Here is a 12,630-nt window from a genome sequence, read left to right on the forward strand (position 1 = left end):
TATAGATTTGGTTTATGTTTAGTAAAATCAAATATAATAAATTTCAAGTAATAATATACGAGTAAAATTGTACTCAGAATTACATATTAAATTTTTATATTACTATACTAGAAGGGTTGATATTTCGGGTATTATAATGAAAAAAATTCTAAAAAATTAGTTGATACAATTCAAAACCAAATAAATTCAATTTAAACATTTAAACTTAACAATTAAGATAATTTGATCATATTGGGTTCTTTAGAAATTTTTTTGATTATAAGCAATAAATATTCTTTATAAATTTACCATGATTTATTTACGATTATTATTTATTTTTTTAATTTTAGCACTTACTAATTCAGCATTAGCAAAATCACTTCCTCCAGGATCAGGAAATTCAATTCCAGCAAATATTTTATTTTTAGTCGATAAATCTAACAGTATGTTTGAACCAGCGGATGGACTAGATGCAAAAAATGGTGACAGCATGAAAGGCGCGCCTGTTGATGTTGTTGGAAATTTTAATGGTAATTATTTTTCTGCAATGACTGCAAATATGGGAATTAACTATTGGAATCCTTATACGGACAAATGGGTAACTGCTGATAGTATTTTTGGAAAAAGAAATGGGATTGTCTTAAATGATAAAAAAGGAAATTTAGATTACACTAAATCAATTGATATATATGGGGGTTACATTTATGCAGTTGTCGATAGATCTCATACAAAGACAGGTTCTTCATCTGCTTTGATGTCTATCAATAAAAATAAAAAAAACGAAAATAGATTTTTTACAGCAAAAGCAAATTCTTCAAACGGAACTTTTAAAGACTCCAGTGCACCAAAAGATATGAGAAATAAAGGTGCAGCCACTATGTTTACTGGTGTTGGAGCAATGAGCATCAATCAAAATACTGGTAAACTTTTATATATAACAAAGAAATCATGGACTGTAATCACACTCAATGGACACCTTTCATCAAATAATTGGATGAAATGTAGTGTGGCCTTATCAACACTGGATCGTTTGGATGACGCAATTGATGTGGCTAGAATTGGAACTAAAGATTATCTTTTTAGTAAAGATGGTGTAAACGGAAACTTATATAAATATGAATTAAATAGCTCAGGTTGCCCAGTTGGATCTAGCTTATTTTCAGCTCAAAAAGATACTGAGTGTGGAAGAGGAAAAGGTGATAGCATCGTTTATAGTAATGGTTTCATTTATACATCAGGTTTTAATAGGCATAAAATTTGTAAGTATCAAGATAACGGCTCAACCGTAAAACTTATTAAATCTGTAGGTGTAGCTGAAGGTTATAAAACCGATACCAATGGAAATGAAGATCCTTATTTATACTATCCAAGAGGTATTGATATTGGAAATGGAAATGCGGCAGATCAAAATTTAATTTATGTTGCTAACTCTGAAAGACTAGAAATAACTGTTCTTAAAAAAGATGACTTAAGTTTTGTTAGAAGCTTTGGAAATAAAGGAGTTTCAAGAATTACGGGTGCAAAAGATGCAATTAAATCTGTCTTAAGTGATTCTTCTATTTTAACTCAAGCAAACTTTGGACTAGGGTTATGGAATGGTGGATCAGTAAGTTTTAATGGTTTTTATAAACGAGGGCAGCCTATTTTTAATGCTCCAGTTAATCCAAGCGAGGATGCTTATATGGCCGTAGGAATTAATCCACTGGGATCTGAGCAAATATTAAATTTTTTAAGTACAGATTTTGCTCTTCATTATGGTACACATGCTAGAGGGTTTGCTGATTTAGCAAATAAATATTTTAATTATTTTGATCCAACAATTAATCCACATAATTCTGAACTGGATTGCCAAACTACTGCTATTATTCTTATTGGAGATGGAGAGTGGAAGGATGATACTCATAGGTATGCTAAGTCAAAAATTTCAAGTCTTTTTAGATCAAAAAAAATCATAACTTATTCAGTTGGATATGGAAGTGATGTTGTAGGTAAATCTGTTGTAGAAAAAAGATTTAAGGAAATTGCAATTGCAGGTGGTACGGAAGGATCAGATAAACAAGGTTTTTTTGTTGCTAAAACTCCAGAAGATCTAAAAGCAGTTACTAATTCAATAGTAAGAGAAATTATATCAAAAACAGTTGCTTACTCGGCCCCTTCTATATCAGCAGAAGTCTTATCAGAGGGTGAATTGTATCAAGCAAAATTTCAGAACAGAAATACAAAAGAATGGTGGGGAACTATCATAAAGACAGAATTAACATCTGATGGCGAGGCGCATAGTGGGTCATTAACTACCGGAGATGGTTTTAAATGGAATGCAGCCAAACAAATGAAAAACCCAGACAGTCGAAAAATTTGGACAGCTTTACCTGGTACAGATTATACGTCTGATTGGAATAATTTTCATATTAACAATGTTTCTGAAATTAGAGGATTATTTGAGAAAACTGGAAATCAAATACAAGAGTACCATAGCAAACTAGCGGTATCAGACGGACGTGAAAATTTATTAAGATGTAAAAGTCAATCCATAGTAAGAGATGGAACAAATAATGATGAAGACAAAGGATTAATAAATTTTATAAGAGGAGAAGACTATTTTGATTACGATGGAGATTGTAATTTAGAAGAATACAGAACTAGAGAAGAGAAAAAAACAAAAACTGGTGGTGGAATTGTCAAAGCTTACATTGCAGATATTTATAATTCACAACTTGTAACAGTTGGAGTTCCTTCAGCAAGAAGATCTTCTGAAAAAAAAAATGAAGAAGCATATTTTAGAGCTAAGAATAATTATTCAGCTTGGGCTGATAATAATACGCCAAGAAGAGAGGTAATTTATGCAGCAGCTAATAATGGGATTTTGCACGCTTTTACAACAGACACAGGAGAAGAGTTGTGGGGATTTGTTCCACCACTTGTAATTCCTAAAATGCCAAAGATGATAAATCCAAATTATAATCAGGATGATGGTGGAGGATCAAACCCGTTATTCTTACTCGATGGTTCAATTACCGTCCATGATACTTATTTTTATCATCCAGTTTTAAAAAGAACTGATTGGTTTACATTATTAATGGTAACTTATGGAAGAGGTGGTTCAGGATTTACCTTATTGGATGTCACTAATCCATTTAAACCTTATCATATTTATTCAGTATTAAACGATCCAGCAGCACAAAAAATTTTTCATGCTTCAGAAAATGGAGAGATTTCTGAATTTTCATATAGTTCAAAAAGAGTTTCCATTGCTGATTTTAAAGAAACTTATAATGCAATTACCAATAAAGAAAGTGGTACTACGAATATTTGTGATAGCACAGGTACAACTTCTTGTTACAAAGGAAAAAAATGGACTTTAGTTGGAGATACAATTAACAAAACAAATCTAACAATCCTAGCAGATGGAATAGATGTTACAGCAAGTACAAATCTACAAAACTTAGATGGAAATACAATTTTTACTTTTTCTAAAGATTATCTTTTTGATACACTTGGAGAATCTAAAATAAGTCCAATTCCAAATTCTACTATCAGTATAATCCAAATTGGTGATATAGCTGCAGGAGGAGGAGATTTTGATTACCGATATTTAGGTGAAACATGGTCATCCCCTAGAGTAATTAGGATACCGAATAAAGGCAGAGGGGATAATGATATTCTAGATGATGAGTACGTTGCAGTTATGTCTGGTGGTTATGGTTATCCATATCCAAAAATTGGATCTAATGTTTATATAATTGACTGGTTGACAGGAAAAGTAAAAAAGAGAATAGATATAGAAGATACTCCAAATGATATTGTAAACTCCTTACCATCAACACCAGTAGTAATTAACGCAAGAAATTCAGGTGAAGCTGAATATATAGGTGCTTTAGTCTATTTATCGGATTTAGAGGGCAAGATTACTAAAATTAATTTAACTAATATGGAATATGAGCATGCTTATGATCCAACAAGTGACTCATTATCATCTAAATCTCTACCAATTGATTTATATGATCAAACTACTTTAATTAACCTTGAAGCCAGTAGATTATTCAATAATAGATTCATGTATCATTCTTTAGAGGCTGGAATTGGCACAAAATATAAAAAACTTTGGCTGTATGGAGGAACAGGAGACTATTTAAATCTTAATGATGTAATGGTTAATCCCGCATCTGTTGACAACTTAATGTTTGGAATTAAAGATGTGCACTTTCCTTTCTTTGGTCATGTTAATGATGTAGCAACAGCAGATAAATTAACAAACTGCAAAGATACCACATCTGATAGTACAGGTGCAAACTGTCCTGAAAATGCAGATCTTGGTTGGTATATAAAATTAACAGATCAAAAAAAGGTTGTAGCTGAACCATCACTTGCAGATGGTACTGTCTACTATCCAATTTATAAACCAAGTAGTAAAAATAATTTATCTTGTGGTTCGGGTGATGCATTTATTTGTGCAGCTGATGCAGAATGTGGAACAAATATTTCAAGCAGGTTTCCAGGTAATCCAAACAAACATAAAGGAGAGGAATGTTATTTTGTTGGAACGGGTGTTTTATCTAAATTAGTTATTCATGGATCAAAAATTTATGCAAATATTACAGAAAAATCAGAAAATCCAAATAAAGATGACCTTGTAGTCATAGAGTCGTTAAGCAGTGGAGTTAATAAATATAGAAGTAGTTGGAGAGAAAATTTTTAACCAAAGTTATTATAGCTAGTTAAAAAAACATAATCTTAAACTGTTCAATAAAAATAATATACACAATACATCCTATAATAATAAAAGGACCAAAGGGAATTTCTGAGGTAAGTTTTTTACTTTTATTCATCAAACTTGGTGTAACTGTTATAAGTGCAACTACAGAAGAAATAAATATTACAAATGGTATTGAAATCCAGCCAAACCAAAAACCAATAACTGCTAATAATTTCGCATCCCCTAAACCCATTCCTTCTCTATTCCTTATTACTTTGTATAAAAATATAATTGACCAAATAATTCCATATCCAAAAATTCCTCCAATCAGAGAATGAATATAATTAGGAAATAAGTCGTTTAAATTTGGATCAAATGATTTAACAAATCCTAGAAACATCATTGGAAAAGTTAAATTATCAGGAATTATATAATGTTTTAAATCTATAAAAAAAATTATAAGAAATGATAAGCCTAAAATAATTAATAACGGTGTGGTTAAAGATATTCCATACAAAGTATAAATTATCAAAAAAATAAAAGCACTTATGGTCTCTACAAGTGGATATTGAAATGAAATTTTTTTCTTACATTTTCTACATTTTCCTTGAATGAATAAATAAGATAAAACTGGGATATTATCGTACCAATTAATTTGTTTTTTACATTTAGGACAATAAGATCTGCCAGATACCACTCCTTTTTCAAGAGGCAATCTATAAATGCAGACATTAGCAAAACTGCCCCAAAGAGCTCCAATTACAATAATAAATATGAGATCCACTGAAATTTTTTTAATTATATTTTAAATTGACTTGATAATTCAACAAAACCATCTATTAAAAATTGAACAATCACAACTGCGTCATGCAAATGAATATATAAGTTTGGTGAATATAATATAATTTCCATGTTTGATAAATTTATCAAAAAGAGGTTAAAATACTAGCTAATAAAATGCTTTTTTTTAAAACAAAAAAACCAGAACCATCAAATGACAGTGAAGCGTCTCAAGATAATATTGATTTACAAATAATTAATAAAATGAACCAAGAGTTTGCAGTGTCTCTTGATTTAGATGAAACTTTAAACACAGCTTTAAAGCTAATTATTGACAGATTGAATGCTCAGGCTGCAAATATTTTTTTAATCAATAATAAAACTAAAAAGTTTGAATGTATCGCATCACAAAATCAAGAACATTTAGATGAATATCAACTTGATTTAAAAGATGGAGTAATGGGAAAAGCTGTAGAGCAAAAGAAATGTATTAGAGTTGGAGATGTTAGAAAAGATGTGCGAGAAATCGCTGAGTTTTATTTTGATCTTGATAATAAAACAAATTTTACAACTTTTTCAGTTTTATGCTCTCCTCTAGTTGCGGCCAATAATTGTATTGGAGTTATTCATTGTTTAAATAAAAAAACTAATGATAAATTATTCAAAGAAGATGATAGAAAGCTTTTAGAGCTGCTATCAACACCTGCTGCACTTGCAATTAGAAATGCAAAAATGGCTCAAGAAATGATTGAGCAAAATAAAATGCAAAAAGAAGTAGAGATTGTAGGTGAAATTCAAAAATCTCTTTTATCCTCTAATAAGAAAGAGCCTTTTCCGTTAGCTGGGATAAATATTCCTGCAAAAGTAATCTCGGGAGATTTTTATAATTTTAACGACTTGGGAGATGGCAAATATGGATTTGGTGTAGCAGATGTATCAGGTAAAGGGATAAAATCTTCTTTATTAATGTCTAAAGCTTCAAGTCTATACAGTTGTCTAAGCAAAACTAATTTCTCTCCAGCAGAACTTCTAATACAACTTAACAACGAAATATGTGAAACAATATCAAGAGGAATGTTTGTTACAATGTTAATTGGGATATATGATAGCAATACTAAAGAATTATTACTTGCTAATGCAGGTCACGAACCTCCAATTATTTTAAATGATAAAAATGAGTTTTCAAATTTTAATGAGTCTGGGCCTCCTTTAGGGATTGTAAAAAAAACAAAATATGAGGAATATAAAATAAAATTTGAAAATTCTTCGATGTATATTTTTACAGATGGAATTACTGAAATTAAGAATCCAGAAGGAGAAGAGCTTGGTTCAGAGGGATTCCAAAATTATATCACTAAATATAAAGATAAACCTAATAATGAGAGATTAAAATTAATCATCGATAATATTATGAGCTACAAATATATACAAAAAGATGATTTAACTATTGTAGTTTTAGACTCTAAAAATTAAGAAAATCTTAGTGAGCTATAAGGTTTTAAATTAAGATTAGTATTTTCATTAGCAATCATTCCAGAAATTATTTTTCCTGAAATAGGTCCTAAGGTCCAACCTAAGTGGTGGTGACCAAAACAATAAAAAATATTTTTGTGGTTCTTAGAAGGACCCATAACCGGCAAAAAGTCAGGTAATGACGGTCTAAATCCTAACCACTCATCTTCATGTTCTGGCAAATCTCCCAACATATATTTTGCATTATTTATTAAGTTTTTAACTCTAGATTTTGACAATGGATTATCTAAACCACCAAATTCAACAGTTCCAACTACTCTTAAGCCCTGTTCCATGGGTGTTATTCCAAAGCCTCTGTTAGAAAAAATTACAGGTCTGCTTAACATGTGATCACATCCTTTAAAATGAACATGATAACCTCTTTCAGTATCAAGAGGTATTCTCTCATCAAGATTATCAGTTAATTTTTTTGAAAAAGCACCACAGGCAATTACCGCTTTATCAAAAATAAAACTTTGATTTTCAGTTTTAAAAACTGGTCTTTCTTCATCAAAATTAATATCTTTGATATTTACTTTGTTAAATTTTCCACCTTTTTTTAAAAATAAATCAAAAAGTTTTAAAAGAATTTTTTTTGGATTTCTTGCGTGTCTTGCATAAGGATAATAAACACCAGCATGGTAAAAAGGTTTAATATGTGGTTCAAGATCATGAATTTCTGCTTTATTAACTAACTGCTGTTCAACACCCAGTTCATCTCTAATTTTAATTTCTAGCTCTCTACTTTTTAAATCTTGATCATTCCAAATATAAAGAATTCCTTTATTTTCGACTAAACCTCTAAATCTATTTCATCAAATAATTCGTCATAAGCTGGTAATGCTAAATCTAAAATTTGATGCATATTTTTGGCAGTATGCATCATTTTTTTTGTTGTTGAATTCATGATAAATTTTAAAAACCAGGGAATCATTTTTGGAACGTAGTTCCATTTTAATGCTAAAGGTCCTGAAGAGCTCAATAACATTGAAGGCACATCTGCTAAAACATCAGGACGGTTTAAAGGAACTGAGGCATAAGGTGAAAAGTGTCCAGCATTTCCATAAGAAGCAGCTTGTGCACCAGGATTATCTCTATCAAATATTGTTACATGAAATCCTTTTTTTTGTAAAAATAAAGCATTCGACACCCCTTGTATTCCAGCACCAACAATTCCAACTTTGATATTTTTATTCATGTTCATTTATATAGATTAAATTACGACATTTAGAAGTGACATATTATACACAATTTATATTAGAATTATTTTAAGCTATAGTTTGTTGATTGTGAACTTTAGCGCTCATTACAATCCCAAAACCAATCATTGTCGCAAGCATTGAGGATCCTCCATAAGACATTATTGGAAGTGGTGAGCCAACTATTGGTAGTAATCCTAATACCATAGATAAATTAACAGTAATGTAGATAAAAATTGCAAATGCAAAACCAAAACAAAATAGTCTTGCAAAATTACTTCTAGAGATAGACCCTATTTGAATAATTCTTAAAATAATAATTGTATACAATAATAAAAGTCCAACTGAACCAACAAATCCAAACTCTTCTGAAAATAAAGTAAAAATAAAATCAGTATGTTTTTCTGGTAAAAAATCTAGATAGCTTTGTGTTCCTTGTAAAAAACCTTTGCCTGAAAATCCACCCGATCCTATTGCAATTTTAGATTGAATAATTTGATAACCAGCTCCTAGAGGATCTCGATCGGGGTTTAAAAAGGTTAAAATTCTTAACTTTTGATAAGGCTCTAAAGAAGTAATTATAAAAGGCAATGAAATTAAAAAAGTTATAAATGAGATAAAAAAATACTTGATTTTTACACCTCCCAGCCACAATACGATTAATCCACTTGTGACTATTAAAATGGATGTTCCAAGATCAGGCTGAGATAGTACAAAAAATATTGGGATCAAAATCATAGATAATGCAATGGAAATACTTAAAAATGAATTTACTTTTTCAATACTTACTCGATGATAGTATTTAGCAAGACATAAAATAATTCCTATTTTCATCAATTCGGATGGCTGTAAAACTAAAAAATACAAATCAATCCATCGTTGTGACCCAGACACTTTTAATCCATAAATGGAAACCCAAACCAGTAATAGAATAATTGCTCCATATAAAAAATAAGAACACAAATGCCAGAATTTTATATTAAAAAAAGAAATCACTATCATCAAAATAAAAAAAGTGACTAATTTAATTAAATGACTTTTAGAGTGATAAAGAAATTCACCTCCATCAGTAGAATACATTATAAAAAAACTTAATGTTGATAATGCAAGGATGCAAATTAATAAAATATAATCCAAATTTTTAATTTTTTGAAAAAAACTTTGGTCTGAATTTAATCGTCTATAATGATACATCTAAATACTAAATTCTTTAAAATCTGCTAGTTTTTTTCTATATTGGTGTCGATCAACTATTAACTTAAACAATTCAGTTGCCATTGGTGCTGCTGCCGCACTACCTGAGCCACCATGTTCGACAATGATACTTAATGCATATCTTGGTTTTCTATATGGTCCATATGCAACATATAAAGCATGATCTCTTTCCTCATAAGGTATTTGAAAAGTTTTAAGATCAAGTTCTCTTTCTCTTTTACTAATTCGTTTTACTTGAGCAGTTCCAGTTTTGCCAGCAAACTGATATTTTGGATCATCTATTCTGGACCTATAAGAAGTTCCCATTAATTCATTAGTTGAACTAAACATTGCTTCTTGAACTATTCTAATATTTTTTTGATCATCATATAATGGCTCGTAAAAATCATTTGATTTACTATCTTGCATGGCCTTTTTAACTTGTTCAGATGTTAATTGATTATCATCTGTTAAAATTTTAGGTTGAATTTTATAACCACCATTTGCAATTTGTGCTGTCATTAAACAAAGTTGGATAGGCGTTGTTTGAGTATATCCTTGTCCAATTCCTGTAATTAAGGTTTCACCTAACACCCAGCCTTTGCCAAGTTTATTTATTTTCCATTTAGTATCTGGAAACTGTCCTGCTTTTTCATTTTCAAAATATTCACCAAGAACTTTTTTTCCTAAACCAAATTTATCAGCAGTAACTTTTAATCGATCTACACCAAGTATTCTTGCGACTTCATAAAAATAAGTATCACAAGATTGTTTCATTGCATTATTTAAACTAACGTATCCATGTCCTTTTTCTTTCCAACAGTGAAATGTTTGGCCATGAAGTTCCATTTTGCCTTTACATTGAACTTTAAATTTAGAGTCAATAATTCCATTTTCTAAAGCTGACAAAGCAACAATTGGTTTAATGGTTGATCCTGGAGAATAAAGTCCAGAAAGGGTTTTATTAATTAACGGCTTTAATGGATTGTTTCTAATTAATTGCCACTCATCTTTACTTATACCAAATAAAAATGAATTTGGGTTATAGGATGGAGAAGAGTACATAGCAATCACCTCACCTGTATAAATATCCATTACACTTATTGATCCAGCTTTTCCTTCTAATAGTTTAGCAGATAATTTTTGAACTTCTGTATCAAGTGTTATCCTTATTTTTGAACCTTGTTTACCTTTTTGATATTCAAGTTGGTTAATTCTTTTGCCATAAGCGTTTACTTCGTATCTTTGAATATCATTTACTCCAATTAAGTCATTTTCTAAGGTCTTCTCTAGTCCTAACTTGCCAACTTTTATTCCTGGAACAAATTTTTCTTGAATAATTTCATTTGACAAAATATCGTCTTCATTAGGTTGACTGACATATCCTAGTACATGAGTATAAATATCACTAAACGGGTAATCTCTAGAAATAGTCATGACAGGTTTGACCCCTGCTAATTCATATAAATAATTATTAATTTTAGAAAATTGATCCCAAGTTAAATTTTCTGAAACAATTAAACTTTCCCAAGGTTTTAATTGTTTTCTTTCTTTTTTAATCTTTTCAATTCTTTTTATACTTAGATTTAAAATAACTTTTAATCTTGAGAGTAGATAATTAAAGTTTTCTACTTGCTCAGGAATAATATGTAATTGATATACTTTTAAATTTCCTGCAATTATATTTCCAAAATAATCTGTAATGTTGCCTCTTGTAGGAGGCAGTTTCCACTCCCTTATTCTATTTTTGTCTGATAATGTTAAGTATCTTTTATTTTCATTTATTTGAAGTGAAAATAAACGAGCAATTAATCCACCAAAAATAATTAATTTTGCAGTACCAATGATGAACATTCGTCTGTTTATGATGTCTGATTTTCTTATTGTGAAATTTCCTTTAATCATTTTTTTGAATTTTGATCTTTTTTTCAATGATATTAAACAGAAATAAAAATATTGGATAAAAAATAAAAGTGAACCCTGAATTTACTAAATATTGCATATAATTAACTTCGATTGAGAATATAAAATCTAAACCTATAACTTGAATTGAATTAATTAATAAAATTGTAAATAATAATGATATCCAATCATTAATAAAATTTGGTGTAATTGTTATATTTCTTAAATACGCAGTAACAGCACAGATTAATAGATAACAAAAACTACTTACACCCATTGGTAAGCCAACAACCACATCATTGACTATACCTGCTAAAAATATTGAACCATAACTTAAATATCTTGGGTTTTTTAATGTCCAATAAAAAATTAAAATATGAACAAAGTTAAAAGAAAAAAATTCAATTTCTAGATAATTTAAATCAATTTCATTTAATACAGATGCAAATAAAAAAAATATAGGGAGATAAAACAATAGTGATTTTATAAGATCATTTTTATTGAGTGATGACATTAATTTCCACTCCCAATGTCATAAGAAACAATTTTTACATAATCTAGTTGTCTAAAATCAGAATAAAAACTTACAATATTTTTGTTAGTTTTATTATCATTAATCAATTTACCCACAGGTAAACCAGGTTTAAATAAACCTCCATAACCAGAAGTATAAACAATAATTTCTTTACCTTTTATTTTTTGATCATAATCATCTTTTGTATACTCAATCACTCCATAATTACTTCCAGTGCCAGACACCACAGCGTGAATATCTAGTGGTTCTAAGAGAACTGGAATTTTACTATTTAAATCAGACAGTAATAATGCTCTAGAATTGGTATAATTTACTTCAATTACTTTGCCCACTAAGTAACTATTATCTACTATTGCCATACCAATTTTTACATTATCTTTTGAGCCTTTGTTTAAGATAATTGATTTTAGATAAGGACTGTTTTTATCAACTAAAACCTTTGCATACAAATCCTCTGACTGAAGTGTTTCATTAATCAGTTCTCTTAATTTTTTATTCTCTAATATTAAAAAATTATTATTTAATTTTTTTTCTTTTAAATTTTTTAATTCAGTCTCATTTTTTTTAAATTGATCATAAAGACTTAAATGTTCATCTAGTTTAATGCTTAAATTTTTAAAATAATTCTCTGGAATTGAAATAATAAATGATGAACGATAAACAATTTCGTTAATACCTATTTTGACATATTGAACAGGTTTAAAATTAATACTTCCTAATATTATTATAACGACTGATAAAAATAATAGAGTTAATAATGAAAATTTTTGTTGATAACTTTTCTTTAAAAAAGCTGATCTAATTGCAATTACAAAATCATCTCTGATTACAGCCAT

Annotated in this window: 9 protein-coding genes; 2 read left to right on the forward strand and 7 right to left on the reverse strand. The window is 29.3% G+C overall.

Features of this window, described 5'->3' with window-relative positions:
* The first annotated feature begins 289 nt into the window (after positions 1 to 289).
* The gene (locus Q0X98_RS04030; RefSeq protein ID WP_297681734.1) at positions 290 to 4,675 is read left to right on the forward strand and encodes a PilC/PilY family type IV pilus protein; all 4,386 of its coding nucleotides are present in this window, start codon (positions 290 to 292) and stop codon (positions 4,673 to 4,675) included.
* A 19-nt stretch (positions 4,676 to 4,694) separates the two neighbouring features.
* Here the strand turns inward: Q0X98_RS04030 and Q0X98_RS04035 are convergent, their stop codons facing one another.
* A complete protein-coding gene (locus Q0X98_RS04035) occupies positions 4,695 to 5,456 on the reverse strand; it encodes an A24 family peptidase (protein ID WP_297681735.1) in 762 nt (253 codons plus the stop codon).
* Between the two features lie 173 nt (positions 5,457 to 5,629).
* Here Q0X98_RS04035 and Q0X98_RS04040 point away from each other — a divergent pair, with 173 nt between their 5' ends.
* Positions 5,630 to 6,925: a GAF domain-containing SpoIIE family protein phosphatase gene (locus Q0X98_RS04040; RefSeq protein ID WP_297681736.1), complete on the forward strand. Its 1,296-nt coding sequence runs from the start codon at positions 5,630 to 5,632 to the stop codon at positions 6,923 to 6,925.
* Here Q0X98_RS04040 and Q0X98_RS04045 read toward each other — a convergent pair.
* From Q0X98_RS04045 to mreC, 6 genes are all read right to left on the reverse strand, one after another.
* Positions 6,922 to 7,743 (reverse strand): FAD-dependent oxidoreductase, encoded by an 822-nt coding sequence (locus Q0X98_RS04045; RefSeq protein ID WP_320415271.1) that lies wholly within the window; start codon positions 7,741 to 7,743, stop codon positions 6,922 to 6,924. The two genes, Q0X98_RS04040 and Q0X98_RS04045, sit on opposite strands and share 4 nt — an antisense overlap.
* Before the next feature lie 14 nt (positions 7,744 to 7,757).
* Entirely contained in the window at positions 7,758 to 8,162 is a 405-nt protein-coding gene (locus tag Q0X98_RS04050) for an FAD-dependent oxidoreductase (RefSeq protein WP_297681737.1), read from the reverse strand.
* Between the two features lie 70 nt (positions 8,163 to 8,232).
* Positions 8,233 to 9,357 (reverse strand): rod shape-determining protein RodA, encoded by a 1,125-nt coding sequence (gene rodA, locus Q0X98_RS04055; protein ID WP_297681738.1) that lies wholly within the window; start codon positions 9,355 to 9,357, stop codon positions 8,233 to 8,235.
* Positions 9,358 to 11,262 (reverse strand): penicillin-binding protein 2, encoded by a 1,905-nt coding sequence (gene mrdA / locus Q0X98_RS04060; RefSeq protein WP_297681739.1) that lies wholly within the window; start codon positions 11,260 to 11,262, stop codon positions 9,358 to 9,360. It lies immediately after the preceding gene.
* The gene (gene mreD, locus Q0X98_RS04065) at positions 11,255 to 11,773 is read right to left on the reverse strand and encodes a rod shape-determining protein MreD (protein WP_297681740.1); all 519 of its coding nucleotides are present in this window, start codon (positions 11,771 to 11,773) and stop codon (positions 11,255 to 11,257) included. The genes mrdA and mreD overlap by 8 nt, the downstream gene beginning before the upstream one ends.
* The gene (mreC, locus tag Q0X98_RS04070) at positions 11,773 to 12,630 is read right to left on the reverse strand and encodes a rod shape-determining protein MreC (RefSeq protein ID WP_297681741.1); all 858 of its coding nucleotides are present in this window, start codon (positions 12,628 to 12,630) and stop codon (positions 11,773 to 11,775) included. Before mreC ends, mreD begins: the two co-directional genes overlap by 1 nt.

The sequence above is a fragment of the uncultured Candidatus Pelagibacter sp. genome (assembly GCF_943788075.1).
In the GTDB taxonomy this organism is placed as follows: domain Bacteria; phylum Pseudomonadota; class Alphaproteobacteria; order Pelagibacterales; family Pelagibacteraceae; genus Pelagibacter.